General features: G+C 69.0%; 13 protein-coding genes. 8 read left to right on the forward strand and 5 right to left on the reverse strand.

Going from position 1 to position 16402, the window contains the following annotated elements; translation table 11 throughout:
- Positions 1-9: 9 nt before the first annotated feature.
- From BMW54_RS13860 to BMW54_RS13870, 3 genes are read right to left on the reverse strand one after another with little or no spacing between them, the layout of a single operon-like run.
- Positions 10-2286, reverse strand: coding sequence for a xanthine dehydrogenase family protein molybdopterin-binding subunit (locus tag BMW54_RS13860; protein ID WP_090056976.1), 2277 nt, complete (start codon positions 2284-2286; stop codon positions 10-12).
- Positions 2283-2834: a (2Fe-2S)-binding protein gene (locus BMW54_RS13865; protein ID WP_090056979.1), complete on the reverse strand. Its 552-nt coding sequence runs from the start codon at positions 2832-2834 to the stop codon at positions 2283-2285. The genes BMW54_RS13860 and BMW54_RS13865 overlap by 4 nt, the downstream gene beginning before the upstream one ends.
- A 47-nt stretch (positions 2835-2881) precedes the next feature.
- On the reverse strand, positions 2882-4195 hold the full coding sequence (locus tag BMW54_RS13870) for an APC family permease (protein ID WP_090056981.1): 1314 nt from the start codon (positions 4193-4195) through the stop codon (positions 2882-2884).
- Between the two features lie 376 nt (positions 4196-4571).
- Here BMW54_RS13870 and BMW54_RS13875 point away from each other — a divergent pair, with 376 nt between their 5' ends.
- The 5 genes from BMW54_RS13875 to BMW54_RS13895 all read left to right on the forward strand — a co-directional run bounded on the left by BMW54_RS13875 (position 4572) and on the right by BMW54_RS13895 (position 11174).
- Complete coding sequence (locus BMW54_RS13875; RefSeq protein ID WP_256374595.1) at positions 4572-7184, forward strand: bifunctional aspartate kinase/diaminopimelate decarboxylase; 2613 nt, start codon at positions 4572-4574, stop codon at positions 7182-7184.
- Entirely contained in the window at positions 7181-8530 is a 1350-nt protein-coding gene (murL, locus tag BMW54_RS13880) for a UDP-N-acetyl-alpha-D-muramoyl-L-alanyl-L-glutamate epimerase (protein ID WP_090056983.1), read from the forward strand. The genes BMW54_RS13875 and murL overlap by 4 nt, the downstream gene beginning before the upstream one ends.
- A complete protein-coding gene (murD, locus tag BMW54_RS13885; RefSeq protein WP_090056985.1) occupies positions 8517-9869 on the forward strand; it encodes a UDP-N-acetylmuramoyl-L-alanine--D-glutamate ligase in 1353 nt (450 codons plus the stop codon). Before murL ends, murD begins: the two co-directional genes overlap by 14 nt.
- A gap of 343 nt (positions 9870-10212) precedes the next feature.
- A complete protein-coding gene (locus BMW54_RS13890) occupies positions 10213-10410 on the forward strand; it encodes a hypothetical protein (RefSeq protein ID WP_090056987.1) in 198 nt (65 codons plus the stop codon).
- On the forward strand, positions 10407-11174 hold the full coding sequence (locus BMW54_RS13895; RefSeq protein ID WP_139206109.1) for a hypothetical protein: 768 nt from the start codon (positions 10407-10409) through the stop codon (positions 11172-11174). The genes BMW54_RS13890 and BMW54_RS13895 overlap by 4 nt, the downstream gene beginning before the upstream one ends.
- Positions 11175-11259: 85 nt before the next feature.
- Here BMW54_RS13895 and BMW54_RS13900 read toward each other — a convergent pair whose 3' ends face one another.
- Both BMW54_RS13900 and BMW54_RS13905 read right to left on the reverse strand, forming a co-directional pair.
- Positions 11260-11523 carry a hypothetical protein gene (locus tag BMW54_RS13900; protein ID WP_090056991.1) on the reverse strand — a complete coding sequence of 88 codons (264 nt, stop codon included), beginning with the start codon at positions 11521-11523 and terminating at the stop codon, positions 11260-11262.
- Positions 11520-12674, reverse strand: coding sequence for a flagellar hook-length control protein FliK (locus tag BMW54_RS13905; protein WP_090056993.1), 1155 nt, complete (start codon positions 12672-12674; stop codon positions 11520-11522). The genes BMW54_RS13900 and BMW54_RS13905 overlap by 4 nt, the downstream gene beginning before the upstream one ends.
- Before the next feature lie 156 nt (positions 12675-12830).
- Between BMW54_RS13905 and tgt the strand changes: the two genes are divergently transcribed.
- The 3 genes from tgt (at position 12831) to secD (ending at position 16390) form a co-directional block, all read left to right on the forward strand.
- On the forward strand, positions 12831-13961 hold the full coding sequence (gene tgt, locus BMW54_RS13910) for a tRNA guanosine(34) transglycosylase Tgt (protein ID WP_090056995.1): 1131 nt from the start codon (positions 12831-12833) through the stop codon (positions 13959-13961).
- Between the two features lie 143 nt (positions 13962-14104).
- Positions 14105-14452 carry a preprotein translocase subunit YajC gene (yajC, locus tag BMW54_RS13915; RefSeq protein WP_089974384.1) on the forward strand — a complete coding sequence of 116 codons (348 nt, stop codon included), beginning with the start codon at positions 14105-14107 and terminating at the stop codon, positions 14450-14452.
- Between the two features lie 63 nt (positions 14453-14515).
- Positions 14516-16390, forward strand: coding sequence for a protein translocase subunit SecD (secD, locus tag BMW54_RS13920; protein ID WP_090056997.1), 1875 nt, complete (start codon positions 14516-14518; stop codon positions 16388-16390).
- The last annotated feature ends 12 nt before the right edge of the window (positions 16391-16402 follow it).

A 16402-nucleotide genomic window follows, 5' to 3' on the forward strand; every position in this document is an offset into this window, starting at 1 on the left:
TGGGACGAACTAGCGCAGTCGCGCCAGCTCGCGCAGCAGGGGAAGCCGGCGGACGCGGACCGCGGTGGCGCGGAACACGGCGTTGGCGAGCGCGGGAGCCGCCGAGGGTACACCGACGACGCTCGCACCGGACGGATCCGCGGCGGACGACACGATCACCGTCTCGACCTCGTACGGCAGGGGCGCCGTCGGGGCGATGGGATAGTCGCGGAATCCGGTCTGCTGCACCTTACCGTCCTTCACCGTGATGGCGAGGTTGAGGGCGGTGGACAGCGCATCCATGGTGGCGCCCTGCAGCTGGGCTTCGAGACCCAGCGGATTGATCGCGCGGCCCACGTCGGCCACGCACACGACCCGGCGGATGTCGATGCCGTCGTTGGTCGGCGCGACCTCGACGGCATGCGCCACGTAGGCGCCGAACACGTAGGCGCAGGCGATGCCCAGGCCGTTCTCGCTGCGCAGCCAGCGGCTCCAGTCGAGTTTGTCTGCCGCGAGACGCAGCACGTTGGCCATGCGTGCCGTATCGATCGGGCCGCCGCGGCCGCCGTAGGGTAGCTGGCGTGGATCGCCGAGCAGCGCGAGGCGGAAGTCGAGCGGGTTGGCCTTCACCGCGTGCGCGAGTTCGTCGATGAAGCTCTCGCTGGCGAACGTCGGCGTGACGTGTGGCGAACCGCGCCACTCGCCGCGCTGGAGCTTCGACGGCAACGGATACCAGTCGCTGCGGAAGTTCGGCACGAGGCCCGCGGGCAGGGCGTCGGCGACGAGCTCCGACTGCCACAGGCGGTTTTCCGGCGTGCCGCGCCCCGCGAGCGCCGACGGGCTCGCCATGCGCTGGTGCCAGCCCACGATGGCCTTCTTGCGATCGAGCGACGCGTTGAGGCGATGCACGGCCATCGGGCGGTAGAAGTCGCGCGCCAGGTCGTCGTCGCGTGTCCAGAGCACTTTCACCGGGCGGTTGCGGATCTCGTCGGGCTTCTTCGCCAGCGCGATCGCCATGGCCTCCGCGACGTAATCGGCTTCGAGCCTGCGCCCGAAACCGCCGCCGCCGCGCGGCACCTGGATGTCGATCTGTTCCGGGCGGAACCCGGTCATGCGCTGCACTACCGCGTAGACCTGGCGCGGCGACTGCGTCGCGGCGATCACGGTCACGCTGGTGTCGGGGTCGAGGCGCACCACGCAGTTGGGCGTCTCCGCCGTCGCATGCGCGATCCACGGCTGGAAGTACGTGGCTTCCAGCGCGCGGGCCGCTTTCTTGCGCGCGGCGAGGACATCGCCGTCGTTGCGCACGGTGCTCGGCACGACCGCTTCGTCGGCGAACGCCTCGAGTGCCTTCTGCTCGAGCGCGGACGTCGCGGGTTCCGGCTCGTCGCCGGCTTTCCAGGTCGCCTTCAGCGCGGCGCGTCCGGACAGCGCGGACCAGGTGTCGCGGGCCAGCACCGCGAGGGCGGGGGCCTGCGCCGCGAGTCCGGCCGGTTGTCCTGCTTCCGGCGTGATGTCGATGACGTCGTAGACGCCCGGGATCTTCTTCGCGGCCTCGCGATCGGCGCCGTCGAGCGTGCCGCCGGGGTACGGGCAGCGCGCGAGCACGGCGATCACCGGGTCGCCGATCGTCTCGTCGAACGCGTAGCGCAGCGTGCCCGTGACGGCGGCACGCGCGTCGACGTCGCCGGCCGGCTGGCCGACGAGGCGGTAACGATCGGACGACTTCAGCGGCGGTGGCGTGGACGGCGCGTCGATGGTCGCGGCCGTCGACGCGAGGTCGGCGTAGGAAAGGCGGCGGCCGTCGGCGGTGATGGCGAAGCCGTTCTCGCCGCGCAGCTGGTCGGCCGGCAGGCCGAGCCGGCGCGCGGCGGCCTGCAGGAGCAGCCAGCGGCCGAGGGCGCCGGCCTGGCGCAGGTCGGCCCAGGCGGCCGGGATGCTGGTGGCGTCGCCGCTGCGCTGGCGGCCGTAGGTGAAATTCGGCTGGCCATTGCCCGGCGTGATGCCCAGGCCGAGCGGTTCGACGATCACTTGCGACCAGTCGGCGTCGAGTTCCTCGGCGATGATGCGGGCCAGCGAAGTGGCGGTGCCCTCGCCGTTGTCGGGATCGCGCACGCCGATGTAGATGCGCCCGTCCGCGGCGATGCGCAGGTAGGGGCCCACCTGGGACCACGCGTCGCCGAGCAGTCCGAGCGGCGGCGGCCGATCCACGGCCCCGACCGTGCCGACGCCGATGACGAGCGCGCCGGCGGTGCCGGCGGCGTACTTGAGGAAACGGCGGCGCGAGAGACGGACCTCGCCGCTCATGCCTTCGGTTCCTTCATGGCGGAGGCGGCGCGCTTGATCGCCTTGCGGATGCGGCCATAGCTGCCGCAGCGGCACAGGTTTCCGATCCGGTCGATGTCGGCGTCCGAGGGGTTCTTCTGGCGCGAGAGCAGGTCGACGGCGGCCATGATCTGGCCGGGCTGGCAGAAGCCACACAGGATGGCGTCCTCGTCGATCCACGCCTGCTGCACCGGGTGCAGGGTGCCGTCGGCGGCGGCGAGGCCCTCGACGGTGGTGACGCGCTTGCCGGGCAGTTTTTCCATCTTGGTCTGGCAGGCGGCGACCGCCTTGCCGTCGACGATGACGGTGCAGAAGCCGCAGTCGCCCTGGTCGCAACCGTATTTCGCGCCGGTCAGGCGCAGGACGTCGCGCAGGTACCACAGCAGCGGCATGTCCTTCGCGCCGGTGTGCCGGTAGCGTTTGCCGTTGACGATCAGGTCGATACCTTCACGTACCGCGTTGGGCGCCGGCTGACTGGCGTCCTGGCGGGTCGGGGCGGGTACGGGCGACGTCGGGCCTTGCTGTGCCATCTGCTTTCCTCAGCTGAACCGGGCCATTGTGGCATCCGTGCCCGGGATCAGCGAGCGACTTTACTGAACAGGTGTCGCCACACCGCGTAGACAGGGAGTCCCGCGAGGACCACGGCGCACACGACGGCCGCGCTCGCGGGCTTGTCCCAGGCATAGGCGACCACCACCGCGATCACCACGGCGAGGAAGGTCAGCGGCAGCAGCGGGTAGGCGGGAGTGACGAACGCGGGGCGCCCGGCCGAGTGGCGGCGATACCAGAATAGCGTGGCGATGGTGACCGCGTAGGCGGCCCAGTCGCCGAAGGTCGCGAAATCGAGAAGCTGGCCGTAGTTGGCGACCAGCACGAGGACGATGGCCCAGACGGAGAGCGCCATCAGCGCGATGTTCGGAGTGCGGTAGCGCGGATGCAGCTTCGCGACGCTGGCGAAGAACAGGCCGTCGTCGCCCATCACCTGGAGCACGCGCGCGCCGGCGACGAGCGTGATGTTGCAGAAGCCGAGCGTCGAAATCGCGATGCCGATGGCGATGAGCTTCGCGCCCGCCCCGCCGAACACGCGGCTCATCACGTCGGCGGCCGGCGCCTGGCTCGTGGCGAGGCCGTCGTGACCGAGCACGGCGAGGTACGCGTAATTGGTCAGGACGTACGCGGCGATCACCACCAGCATGCCGAGGATCAGGGCGCGCGGCAGCGTGCGCTGCGGGTCGCGTACCTCGCCGGCGAGATTGTTGAGGTAGCTGAAGCCCGAGAACGCGAAGAGCACCGGAAGGAGCGCGCCGGCGAGGCTTCCCGCCACGTGCTCCGGCGATGGCGTCATCGCCTGGGTGGTGCCGGCCCCGGCGAAGGCGAGGCCCGTGACCACGAGCACCGCGATCGCCGTCAGCTTCAGGATCGCGAAGACGTTCTGCACCTGGGCGCCGAAGCGGATGCCGAACAGGTTCAGGCCGGTGACGAACACCAGTGCGCCGACCGCGAGCGGCTTGACCAGCGTGGGCGACAGGCCGAAGACGTTGGTCGCGTAGCTGCCGAAGATCGTCGCCACCGCGGCCGCGCTGCCGCTGTAGATCACCAGCAGCATCGTCCAGCCGAAAAGGAAGCCGGCGAGCTTGCCGAACGCCTCGCGCAGGTACACGTAGCTGCCGCCCGCTTCCGGCCGCCGCGCGCCGAGTTCGGCGTAGCAAAGACAGCCGATCAGCGTCAGGAGGCCGCCGCCCACCCACAGGGCGAGCAGGACCAGGCCGGAGTCGGTGCGCTGCGCGGCGATGCCGGGATTGAGGAAGATGCCGCCGCCGATGATGCCGCCGACGACGATGAGGGCCGCGTCCATGAGCGTGAGGCGTCGGGCGTAAGTGGTGGTTTCCATGCGAGCGTTCGTTTGGGGCAGGCGTGGAGGATGGCGTGCGGCGCGAGGGATGGGAAGGGGGCGACGAGCGGGAGGTGGGGATGGGAGTTGGGAGCTTGGGGATGGGAGTTCGGAGGTGGGAATTGGAGGCGCGATTCCGGCGTTCGCCCGAGGGGACTGGAAACACAGCGCCTGCCTCGCGCTCGTCGACACGTCTCCGACCCCCTCGAGCGCACGCCGGAAATACGCCCCCAATTCCCAACCCCCATCTCCCAGCTCGTCGCGCGCCCAATTCCCATCTCCCACCCCCCGCTCGTTTGCCTTTTTCCCGTTGCGGCGCAACACTTCGGCGGATACGTCCCACCGATTCCTTCCCTCCCACGACACAAAGAGTCCCGTGAGCGAAATCGCAAACGCGCCGTTGCCCGTCAACGCGCCCTGGATCGTCATGAAGTTCGGCGGCACCTCCGTGGCCACCGCCGCACGCTGGCGAAATATCCTCGAGCTGGCCGCCAGCCGCCGCGCCGAAGGCGCACGCGTGCTGATCGTGGTCTCGGCCCTGTCCGGCATCACCGACGGCCTGAAACAGCTTTGCACGCACACGGATTCGAAACGCCGCTCGGACGCGGGCTCCGCACTGGCCGATCGCCATCACGCCCTGCTCGCCGAGATGTCCCTGGCGATGCCGGAGACGCTGGGCGCGCGGCTGGCCGACCTCGCGGAACTGGCCGCGTCCGGCGCCGCCGAACTGGGCGAGCTGGCCTGGCAGGCTCGCGTGCAGGCGCACGGCGAGCTGATGTCCAGCGCGCTGGGTGCCGCGTTCCTTTCGGCCCACGGCCTGCCAACCACATGGGTGGACGCGCGCGAGTGCCTGCATTCGGTGGCGCTGCCCAACCAGAACGAACGCACGCGACTGCTCTCGGCGATGGTCGAGCCGCACCACGACGCCGCGCTGTCCGCGGCGCTGGCGTCGCGCGGCGAGGTGTTCATCACGCAGGGCTTCATCGCGCAGGACGAGGCCGGCCGCACCGTGCTGCTGGGCCGCGGCGGGTCCGACACGTCCGCCGCGTACTTCGGCGCGCTGCTCGCCGCCGCGCGCGTGGAGATCTGGACGGACGTCGCGGGCATGTTCAGCGCGAATCCCCGCCAGGTGGCCGGTGCGCGCCTCCTGCAACGGCTCGACTACGAGGAAGCCCAGGAAATCGCCTCCACGGGCGCGAAGGTGCTGCATCCGCGCTGCCTTTCGCCGCTGCGCGAACCCCGCGTGCCTCTGCTGATCAAGGACACCAACCGGCCCGAGCTGGAAGGCACCGCGATCGGTCCGGAGGTGCGCGAGCACGCGCCGAGCATCAAGGCGATCAGCGCGCGCAAGGGCATCACGCTGATCTCGATGGAGTCGGTGGGCATGTGGCAGCAGGTCGGCTTCCTCGCCGACGTGTTCGACGCGTTCAAGCGCCACGGCCTTTCCGTCGACCTCATCGGTTCCGCCGAGACGAACGTCACGGTGTCGCTCGATCCGACGGAGAACCTGCTCGATTCCGACGCCATCGCGGCGCTCGCCGCCGACCTGGCGCGCGTGTGCCGCGTGAAGGTGATCGCGCCCTGCGCGGCCATCACGCTGGTGGGCCGCGGCATGCGCTCGATGCTGCACAAGCTCTCGGGCGTGCTCGCCGAGTTCGGCCAGCTGCGCGTGCACCTGATCTCGCAGTCGTCCAACAACCTCAACCTCACCTTCGTGGTCGACGAGGACGTGGTCGACGACATGCTCCCGCGCCTGCACGAGCTGCTCATCGGCGCCGGGGCGTTGCGCACCGACGACAGCATGGTCTTCGGCCCGTCGTGGCAGTCGCTGTACGGCAGCGGCGAGACGGCCGCGCCGGGCGCGGCCTGGTGGCAGGGCGCGCGGGCGACGCTGCTGACGCTGGCCGACGAGCGCACGCCGCGCTACGTCTATCACCTGCCGACCGTGCGCGCGCAGGCGCGCCGCGTGAAATCGCTCAAGGCCGTCGATCGCGCGCATTACGCGGTCAAGGCCAACACCCATCCGGGCATCCTCAAGGTGCTGGCGGAGGAAGGCTTCGCGTTCGAGTGCGTGTCGCCGGGCGAACTCGCGGCCGTCTCCGCCGCCGTGCCGAACGACGTGCCGCTGCTGTTCACCCCGAACTTCGCCGCGCGCCGCGATTTCGAGGCGGCGCTGCGGACGCGCGCGACGATCACCATCGACGCCATGCATCCCATCGAACACTGGGGCGACCTGTTCGCGGGCCGCGAGATCGTGCTGCGCGTCGACCTCGGTCGCGGCCTCGGTCATCACGACAAGGTCAAGACCGGTGGCACGGGCAGCAAGTTCGGCGTGCCCATCGAACACGTGGACCGTTTCCTTCGTCTCGCCGACGCGGCGGGCGCGAAGGTCATCGGCCTGCACGCCCATCTGGGGTCCGGCATCCTCGACCATGCGCACTGGGGCGAGGTGTACTCGCAGCTGGCGGCGCTGGCCGAGCGCATCGGCACGATCACGGTGCTGAACATCGGCGGTGGCCTGGGCGTGCCCTCGCATCCCGGCGAGTCCGCCCTCGACATGGCGGCGCTCGACCGCGTGCTCACCGCGGTGCGCCAGGCCTACCCGCAGTTCCAGCTGTGGATGGAGCCGGGCCGTTACCTCGTGGCCGATGCCGGCGTGCTGCTGGCGAAGGTCACGCAGGAGAAGGAGAAGGGCGTCAACGTGCGCTACCTGGGCCTCGACACGGGCATGAACAGCCTGATCCGTCCGGCGCTCTACGACGCGTGGCACGAGATCGCGAACCTCTCCCGCCTCGACGAGCCGGCGACCACCATGTACCAGGTGGTCGGCCCGATCTGCGAGTCAGGGGATATCCTCGGTTCGGACAGACGGCTGCCCGAGTCGAAGGAGGATGATGTGGTCCTGATCGCCCAGGGTGGTGCGTACGGCGCCGTGATGTCGTCGCGCTACAACCTTCGCGACGAGGCCGACGAGGTGCTGCTGCCGTGACGTCCCCGCTTTCCGATCCGCGCCAGAGCCGCACGTTCCGGTTCGTTCGCCATGCGTACGCCGATGGCGTCGCCGAACTCGCTTACGCGTTCGACGACGGTGCCGAGCTGGTCGAGCGCATCACGTTCCCCGGCGCGCCCGTAGTGCCCGCCGGTCGCGAGGCCGCCTTCGCGGCGGCGCTGCGCCTGCTGCACCTCGTCGCCGGCGTCAGCTACTACAAGGCGGGCATTCCGGAGACGATCGTCATCGAAGGCGATCCGCTCGACGAGGAAAGCGCGACGCTGGCCGACGCGCTCTACCTCCACGGCCTCGCCGAGTTCGCCTATCGCAACGGCCTGGACCTGCGCGGCCGCATCCGCTTCCCGTTCTCCGCGCCGCGCCCGGCGCCGCCGCCGGCCATCGGCCTGCCGAAGCGTTCGCTGCTGCCCATCGGTGGCGGCAAGGATTCCGTGGTCGCGGTCGAGGCGGTGAAGTCGATCGGCGCCGACGCGACCGCCGTCTGGGTCGGCAATTCGCCCCTGATCGCGGAGTGCGCGGCGCGCACCGGACTGTCGACGCTCAACATCTCCCGCGAACTCGCACCGGGCCTGTTCGAACTGAACCGGCTCGGCGCGTGGAACGGCCACATTCCGGTCACGGCGATCAATTCGGCGATCCTCGCGCTGGCCGCGATCCTCTACGGCTACGATTCGATCGTGTTCGCGAACGAGCGCTCGGCGTCGGTCGCCACGCTGGAATACGAAGGCCAGCAGGTGAACCACCAGTGGAGCAAGGGCTTCGGTTTCGAGAAGACCCTGCACGACTACCTGCATTCGCACGTGGCCGCCGATCTCGATTACTGCTCGCTGCTGCGGCCGTGGTCCGAGCTGGCGGTGACCAGCGCGTTCGCGCGCCTGGGCGGCGATTATTTCAACGTGTTCTCCAGCTGCAACCGCAACTTCCGCATCCTTGGGCCCAAGCCCGCGGATCGCTGGTGCGGGCAGTGTCCGAAATGCCACTTCGTGTTCCTCGCCCTCGCGCCGTTCATGGCCAAGCCGCGGCTCGTGTCGATCTTCGGGCGCAACCTGCTCGACGACGAGGCGCTGGCCGGCGCGTTCGACGCGCTGCTGGAATACAAGGACCACAAGCCGTTCGAGTGCGTGGGCGAGGGCGCGGAAGCGCGTGCCGCGCTCGCCGCGCTCGCCGAACGCCCGGAGTGGCGCGAGGACGCGCTCGTCGCGCGCTTCCGCCGCGAGATCCTGCCGCAACTCGACAAGGCCGAGCTGGCCCTCGAGCCGTGGCTGACCCCGGGCGCATCGCACCTCGTGCCGGAGCGGTTGCGCGGAGCGCTGGATGCGCTGGGCTGATCTGGAAGGACGGCGCATCGCCGTCTGGGGCTTCGGCCGCGAAGGCCGCGCCGCGTTGCACGCGCTGGCTCGCCGGCTGCCGGGACAGCATGTCGACCTGTATTGCGCCGCCGACGAGGCCGGTGCGGCGCGCACGGCGTTTCCCGATGTCCTGGTGCACGAGGTCGCGCCCGACGCCGACGCGCTGGCGAGCTACGACATCGTCGTGAAGTCGCCGGGCATCTCGGCGTACAAACCCGAACTGCTCGCGGCGAAGGAGCGCGGCACGCGCTTCACGTCGGGCAGCGCGCTCTGGTTCTCGGGGCACGTGGACGCGCGCACCATCGCGGTGACGGGCACCAAGGGCAAGAGCACGACCTCGGCGCTGATCGCGCATCTCGCGCGGTCGCTCGGCGTCCGCACGGCGCTCGCCGGCAACATCGGCATGCCGCTCCTCGAACTCGACGAGTCGCACGCCGATCTGTGGGTCATCGAACTGTCGAGCTTCCAGACCGGCGAGGCCTTCGGCGTCGATCTCGGCGTGGTGACGAGCCTGTACGAAGAACACCTCGACTGGCACGGCTCACGCGAGCGCTACGTCGACGACAAGCTCAAGCTCCTGGCGGCGAGCGCGCGCGTGCTGGTGAACGCCGGGCAGCCGCACCTGCTGACGCGGGCCGAGCGGCACCCGGGCCTGCATACTTTCGGCGATGCCGCCGGCTGGCACGTGCACGACGGCTGGATCCAGCGGGGCGACGAGCGGATCATCGAAGCGCATCGCGTGTCGGCTCCCGGTCTGCACAACGCGACCAACGCGTGCGCGGCGCTCGCCGCGCTGGAGATCATGGGATTGGACGCACGCGCGGCGGCTCCCGCGCTGTCCACCTTCGCGCCCCTGCCGCATCGCCTGCAGCCGCTCGGCGCGCGCGATGGCGTGGCATGGATCAACGACTCGATCAGCACCACGCCGCTGGCCAGCCTCGCCGCGCTGGAAAGCGTCGGCGCGAAACGCGTCGCCCTGATTGTTGGCGGTCACGACCGCGGCCTCGACTGGACACCCTTCGTCGAGGCGATGCGCGCGCACGCGCCAGCGGCGATCGTGTGCCAGGGCGCGAACGGCGGTCGCATCGCCGACGCGCTCGATGCCGCGGGCATCGGCGGAGTCCACCGCGTGAACGATCTCGCGGAAGCCGTGAACACGGCACGCCGGGCGCTGGCCGGCGACGGCTGCGTCGTGCTTTCGCCGGGCGCCCCGAGCTTCGACCAGTTCCGCGACTACGCCGAGCGCGGCAAGCGCTTCGCGGAGCTCGCGGGCTTCGAAGCCCATGCAGCAGGCATCCGCGGACTGGGCGTCGGGTAGGAATCGGCGCGACCCCAATCTGGTGGGAGCCGATCGTATCGGCGATCCCGCGGCAGCGGGCAACCTCGCCCAGTCTGGTGGGAGCCGATCGCATCGGCGATCCCGCGGCAGCGGGCAACCTCGCCTCAGTCTGGTGGGAGCCGATCGCATCGGCGATCCCGCGACAGCGGGCAATCTCGCCTCAGTCTGGTGGGAGCCGATCGCATCGGCGATCCCGCGGCAGCGGGCAATCTGGCGACAGCGCAGCGCGGGCGACCCGCAGCCCGCTCACGCGCCGTCGCCCGACATACCTGAACACCTCCGCCTCCTACGTTGCTGGTTCCTGTCCCACGAGGAGCCTTCAATGCAACGAAATATTCTTTGGAGCGGCGTCGCGCTGCTCATGCTTACCTGCACCTTCGGCGCCCATGCACAGTCCGTGATTGCCGGCGCAACGTGCCCATCGGTTCCCGGGTGCGAAACCATGGCCATCGGCCCGGTCTACGACGCGTCGATCGACGCGAACGCGGCCTTGGTGACCCGCGAAAGGAGCCAGTCATGAACGTCACCTCTTCAGGTCATTGCAAAGGTCCCGATGCATCACTGGTCCCGACCAAAGGTACCGTCTTCGCTGCACTCGCGACGCGGGAAGGGCAGCGACCAGGCGACACGCTGATGACCGTGGACTCGAAAGCGTATGCGGAGGCGCTTGACGTGCGCTATGAAGCACAGGGACATGATTCTGCGATCATGGCTAACGATCAGCTGCGGATGGGGAGTGCCTTCACGCGATTCGCGGAGGCCCTCGTTCCTATGCTGGCCCGACTGGCTGTCGAGCGCCCGGATGTGGTGTCGAGGACGTTCGATCTTCGAAAGGACGACCAGTCGCTCAAGGTCGTCGATGCAGATCTGGATCCGGACCAAGCGGCTTGGCTCGAGGCGCGCCTCAACGAGTTACCTGATCTCCTCTGCCTGGCAACGGAGTTCAATCGCTCGGTCGCATACGCCTACGGCGACGGGAGTCGCGACTATTACCTGACCGAGACGGTAACCGGATACATCGACCATCCACCCGTCGCGAACCTCGACGCAACGGTCGATCGCGACGTGCGGTTCATGTCCTTGTTGCGCAGCGTCCGCGATGCGGATGTCGATAACGAAAACGTGTACCTGCTGCGCGACCACTACAAGGCGAACCCGTATGCCCTCGCGGCGATCAAGGTCCGCGACTTCGTGATTCCCGCCGACACCTATCGGCCCGTCCCGGGTGGCGGTCTCGCCGTCTCGAAGCCGACCGCCGGTCCGATCGTCTCGACGATGGCGTGATCATCATGCGCAAAGTGCGCTCGCGGCGAGCACCCGTTCGCGCGCGAGTGCGCTTCCCACAGGGTTAAGAAATCGCCGGTCGCGCCTATCCGTCCGTGGCGGCGAGCAAGGTCCCGACCACGGCCGACAGTGCCGCGTAGAGTTCCGGCGGCACGTCGTCACGCAGGCGTACCGCGGCGAGCAGCGTCGCGATCTGCGGATCGAGCTGCGGTGCGAGGCCTAGTGCCTGCGCGCGTTCGAGCATCGTTTTCACGCCGTGGGCGTCGATGCGCTGGCTGTTGCCGTTGCTCGTGGGGGACGCGAGGCGCAACGTGACGCTGCGCCGGGGCGAGGGGAGGGCCGTCGTCATGCGCGGGCTTCCAGCAGGACGGCGCTGTAGGCGCTGCTCGGTGTCGGCAGGCCGTGCATGCAGCTGAAGTGATCCAGGATGAGGCCGCTCTTTTCGAGCAGGCGGCGCAGCACGACGAACGCGTTCTCGAGATGCGCGACCGTTTCGGGACGCTGTGCCCACAGGCGGACGGAAACACGCGGCACGCGGAGCTGGATCTCGCCCTGCACGGCGCCGAGCGATGGCGGGTCGATGGCGAAACCCACCGTCCATGGGCCCTCGGTGTCGCCCAGCAGCGGCTGGCCTTCCTCGATACGAATCTGCAGCACGTCGTAGCCGCGCCCGGCGGCGAGCGGCACTTCGATCATCCACACGCCCGCCTGCGGGTGCGATTCGAGCTGCGCGATCTCGACGCGCGACAGGGCCGCGCGCGTGTCCGTGCGCAGCTGGCCGACGACGGCCTCGATGTCGTCGTCGCCGAGGCTGAGTTCGGGAGCTCGCGGCTGGGCGACGAGCGCCCGCTGCACAAGCGGCGGTGGCGTGTCGCTGGCTGGCCGGGCGAGCTGGGTGCCCGGCCGGCCGGTGGGAATATCGGCGAGCGCGCGGCGCAGGGCTAGCAGCGCCGCCTTGAAGTCGTCGGCGGCGGGCGTCTCGTGCTTCGGCTCCGCGAGATGGGCTTCGAGGAACGCGCCGCTTTTCGCGATCGCCTCCTTCATGCCAAGCGGCGAACTGACGTCGGACGGTTTGCTGATGGCGGCTTCGAGGGTGGCCAGCGCGGCGCGCAGCGGTGCCGGAAGCATCCGCGCGACGGGGCGGCGACCGAGCGCCGCGAGGACGCCGAGCAGAGGCGCGTAGCCATTCTGCAGCGGCAGGCGTTCACGCAGGCCCTGCATGGCCACGCGTTCGTCGGTGTTGCCCGGGACGATCTCGAGCTGCGGCTGCGCGCCCTGGGTCAGCACGCGCACCTGGAACTGCTGTGGCAACTGGCCGCCGGGCGCGTCGGCCTCGACGGCCATCCCGCCGATGTCGAGCAACAGCTTGCCGATGTCGGTCTGCCCCATGATGCGCGCCGACAGCAGGGTCCCGACCCGCCAGCTGTCCGCTGCGGCCGTGGTGCCCGCGGCCGCGCCGGCCCAGAGCTGGGCAGCGAGACTGGTCGGCTGGATGATCAAGGGGGATGCCCTCCCGGCGCCAGGCGCACCCTCGGTGGGCACGCTCCTGTGTCCCAAGGGATCGGCGGGTTTTTACGAAACTTTAGGTCGGGCGCGCCCTTGGGCCATGCCTTATCGGCAAACCTGCGCTCCGCGCGGGCAGGTTAGAATGGGCGGATGACCCAGCTTCCTTTCGACCTCCTCGCCACCGATGGCGCGGCCCGGCGCGGCCGTCTCCGTTTCGGCCGCGGCACCGTGGAAACGCCGGCCTTCATGCCCGTGGGCACCTACGGCTCCGTGAAGGCCATGACCCCGCGCGATGTCCTCGACACCGGCGCGGAGATCATCCTTGGCAATACCTTCCACCTGTTCCTGCGCCCGGGCCTGGAGATCGTCGGCGAGTTCGGTGGCCTGCATAAGTTCATCGGCTGGGACAAGCCGATCCTTACCGATTCCGGCGGCTTCCAGGTCTTCTCGCTGGCGCACAAGCGCAAGATCACCGAAGAAGGCGTCACGTTCGCCTCGCCGGTCGACGGCTCGAAGGTGTTCCTCTCGCCCGAGGAATCGATGCGGATCCAGAAGGTGCTGGACTCCGACGTCGCCATGATCTTCGACGAGTGCACCCCGTATCCCGCGACGGAGCGCGTCGCGTCGGACTCCATGGAGCTGAGCCTGCGCTGGGCCGAGCGTTCGCGGCGGGCCTTCGACGACCTGAAGAACCCCAACGCGCTGTTCGGCATCGTCCAGGGCAGCACGTTCGAGAACCTCCGTCGCCGCTCGGCCGAGCGCCTGATCGAGATCGGCTTCGACGGCTACGCGGTGGGTGGCCTGGCCGTGGGCGAGCCGGAAGCCGAGCGCAACCACACGCTCGATTTCACCCTGCCGATGTTGCCGAAGGACCGCCCCCGTTACCTCATGGGTGTGGGCCGGCCGGAAGACATCGTGGAGGCCGTACGCCGCGGCATCGACATGTTCGACTGCGTCATGCCGACCCGGAACGCCCGCAACGGCTTCCTCTTCACGGCCGCCGGCACCCTGCGCATCCGTAACGCGAAGTTCGCGACGGACACCCGCGTGATCGAGGAAGGCTGCGACTGCTACGCCTGCGCCAACGGTTTTTCCCGCGCCTACCTGCGCCACCTCGACCGTTGCAACGAGATCCTCGGCAGCCAGCTGGCGACGATGCACAACCTTCGTCATTACCAGAGGCTCATGGCCGGACTGCGTGGCGCCATCGAGGCCGGCGGTCTGGAGGACTTCGTGGCGGCGTTCTATGAGGCGCGTCGCAAGGGCGCCACCGACGGCTGATCCGGCCTTGCAGGGGTGCCCCGGCGCCCCCAACCCCTTGACGGGGTGCGGTACATAACCGCCGGGGTGCGTGGCATAATCCACGATCTTTTTACGTGAACGGCAGCTTTTCCTTGGCCGTTCCATGACTTGCGAGAAATCCGATGAGCCTTCCTACGTTCGCTGCCATTGCCCAGGCCACCGCTCCCGCCGCCGGCGCCGCTCCGCAGGGGGCCTTTGGCTTCTCGCCGCTGATCATGATGGCGGTGCTGTTCGGCATCTTCTATTTCATGATGATCCGGCCGCAGATGAAGCGGCAGAAGGAGCACCGCGCGCTTCTGGCCGCCCTGGCCAAGGGCGACGAGGTGGTCATGAGCGGCGGCATGGCCGGCCGCATCGAGGACGTGGGCGAGTCGTTCGTCCGTGTCGAGATCGCCCCGGGCACCGTCGTCCAGGTGCAGAAGGGCTCGATCACCCAGGTCCTGCCGAAGGGCAGCCTGAAGAAGTCGTAAGACTTTCCTCTTCCATAGCGTCAGCCGCGGCCGGTGCACGGCCGCTTTCACGGAATGTAAGGCATGAGTGATTTTCCACGCTGGAAGTACGCGCTGGTCGTGATCGTGTTGCTGTTCGGCATCGTGTATGCGTTGCCGAACGTCTTCCCGCCGCAGCCCGCCGTGCAGATATCGGGCAACCGCGGGGCCGCCGTCGACCCCGCGCTGAAGACCAAGGTCGAGGGCATGCTGGCCACCGCGAAGGTGCCGGCGACGTCCCTGGAGCTCGATGAAAAGGGCACGCGTCTGCTGGCGCGCTTCCCGAGCGTGGACGCGCAGGCCAAGGCGTCCGACGCCCTGCGCACGGGCCTCGGCGAGAACTACACCGTGGCGCTGAACCTCGCGTCCACGGTGCCGGGCTGGCTGCGTTCGATCAACGCGAACTCGATGCCCCTGGGCCTCGACCTTCAGGGTGGCGTGCACTTCCTGATGGAGGTCGACCAGAACGCCGTGATCGACGCGCAGGAAACGCGCTACGCCGACGACATCCGCTCGCTGCTGCGCGACAAGAACGTCTCGTACGACGCGGTGAACCGCAATGCGCGCGGCCAGGGCGTCAGCGTCGTGCTGCGCTCGGACGCCGACCGCCAGCAGGCGGCCACGCTGATCGGCACCGATTACCCGGACCTCGCCGTCAACGACGGTCCGACCACCGGTAACCGCTTCATCCTCAACGCCACGGTCAAGCCGGCGAAGCTGCGCGAACTGGCCCAGAGCACCATCACGCAGAACGTGACCACGCTGCGCCAGCGCGTGAACGCCCTCGGCGTGTCCGAGCCGCTGATCCAGCAGCAGGGCCCGAACCAGATCATCGTCGACCTCGCCGGCGTCCAGGACACCGCCGAGGCCAAGAAGATCATCGGTGCCACCGCCACGCTCGAATACCGTGCCGGCCTGTACACGCCGCAGCAGGCCGTGGACGCCGCCCGCTCGGGCAGCGTGCCGCCGGACGCCAAGCTGTACTACGGCCGGGACGGCCGTCCGTACCTGCTGAGCAAGAAGGTGATCGCGAAAGGCGACGAGCTCACCAGCGCGGTTTCCGGTCGCGATCAGCAGAACGGCACGCCGAACGTGAGCGTCTCGCTCAACAGCGCCGGCGCGCGCAAGATGCAGGAGTTCACCAACGACAACGTCGGCAAGCCGATGGCGGTGCTCTACATCACGCGCACGGTCGAGACCAAGACGGTCGACGGCAAGGAGATCAAGACGCCGAAGATCACCGAGGAGGTGATCAACTACGCGAACATCAGCTCGCCGTTCGGCAAGCAGTTCTCGACCAACGGCCTGCCGAACGACCAGGAAGCCTCCGAGCTCGCGCTGCTCCTGCGCGGCGGTTCGCTCGCGGCGCCCGTCGACATCGTCAGCGAGAGCGTGATCGGTCCCAGCCTGGGCGCGGACAACATCGACAAGGGCTTCAAGGCGGTGATGCTCGGCCTCGGCCTCGTGCTGGTGGCCGCGGCGATCTACTACAAGCTCTTCGGCCTCGTCGCGGACATCGCGCTGTTCTTCAACCTCGTGCTGCTCGTCGCCGTGATGTCGCTGGTCGGGGTCACCCTGACCATGCCGGGCATCGCGGGTATCGTGCTCACCCTCGGCATGGCGATCGACGCCAACGTGCTGATCTGCGAACGCATCCGCGAGGAACTGCGCAACGGCTCGTCGCCGCTGGCGTCGATCCGCACGGGTTACGACAAGGCGTGGGCGACGATTCTCGATGCCAACGTGACGCATCTGCTCGCGGCGCTGGGTCTCATGACCATGGGCTCGGGTCCGATCAAGGGCTTCGGCGTCACGCTGTTCATCGGTATCCTCACGTCGATGTTCACGTCGGTGACGGTGACCCACGCCATCACCGCGCTGATTCACGGCGGCCGCAAGCTCAAGACCCTGTCGGTCTGACGGGAGGGACGC

This window comes from Luteibacter sp. 329MFSha, from assembly GCF_900111665.1.
Taxonomy (GTDB): Bacteria; Pseudomonadota; Gammaproteobacteria; order Xanthomonadales; family Rhodanobacteraceae; genus Luteibacter.